This window comes from Bradyrhizobium hipponense (genome assembly GCF_008123965.1).
In the GTDB taxonomy this organism is placed as follows: Bacteria; Pseudomonadota; Alphaproteobacteria; order Rhizobiales; family Xanthobacteraceae; genus Bradyrhizobium; species Bradyrhizobium hipponense.
Genome location: NZ_VSTH01000246.1, coordinates 1 through 1,011 on the forward strand (window position 1 = coordinate 1; position 1,011 = coordinate 1,011).

The following is a 1,011-nucleotide window of genomic DNA, read 5'->3' on the forward strand; positions in this document are numbered from 1 at the left end:
CAGGCCGCCAACACCGGCATCACCTCGCTGCAGAAGCTGCTCGACAGCGCCAAGTCGATCGCCAACCAGGCGCTGCAGACCACGGTCGGTTACTCGACCAAATCGAACGTCTCCACCACCATCGCGGGTGCGACCTCGACCGACCTGCGCGGCACCACGACCTATTCCAGCGCGACTGCGCTCTCCAACGTGCTGTTCTCCGGCGCGGCTGGTGGCGTCACGGCAGCGACCTCGACGACCACGCTGGGCGCATCGGCCGTGGCCACCTATACGGGCACCGCGATCAACGCAGCGACCACGGCGGCCAGCCTCCTGAACGGCACGGCTGCTGTCAGTGACGCCAACGCCGGCGTTGTGGCGGGCGACACCTTCACTGTCAACGGCAAGACCATCACCTTTGCTTCGGGTGACGCGCCGAGCACGGCACCGACTGGATTCACCAAGGTCGCTGCGTCGGCCGGCGTGACCACCGGCAACGTCTATACGGACGCGAGCGGCAATTCGCTCGTCTATCTTGGTTCTACGACGAAGGCCTCGGTCGGTGACGTGCTGACCGCGATTGACGTCGCCAGCGGTGTGCAGAGCAACGTCGCCGGTACTTTGACGCTGAACGCCGGCCAGACTGCCTCGACCGTCAACGGCAGCGGTGCGCTGCTCCTCGAGAGCTCGACCGGTGCGGATCTGAGCGTTTCGGGCAAGGCCGACATCCTGAAGGCTCTGGGGCTGACCACGGCGACCGGCACCGGTAGTGCCACTGTCACCGCGGCTCGCGTCACTGCATCGGGCAGCCTCGGCTCGTTCGTGCAGGATGGATCGACCCTGAACGTCAACGGCAAGACCATCACCTTCCAGAACGGTGGAACCCCCGCTGCGGCGCAGGTTGCGAGTGGCTCGGGCGTGAGCGGCAACGTTGTGACCGACGGCAGCGGCAACTCGACGGTCTATCTCAACAAGGGTACGATTGCCGACGTGCTGAAGGCGATCGATCTCGCCACCGGCGTGCAGACCGCA

At 65.9% G+C, this 1,011-nt stretch carries 1 protein-coding gene; it reads left to right on the forward strand.

Annotation, left to right across the window (positions count from 1 at the left end):
- Nucleotides 1-1,011: DUF1522 domain-containing protein (locus FXV83_RS41125; protein ID WP_148745725.1), on the forward strand; the 1,011-nt coding region annotated here is incomplete at both ends.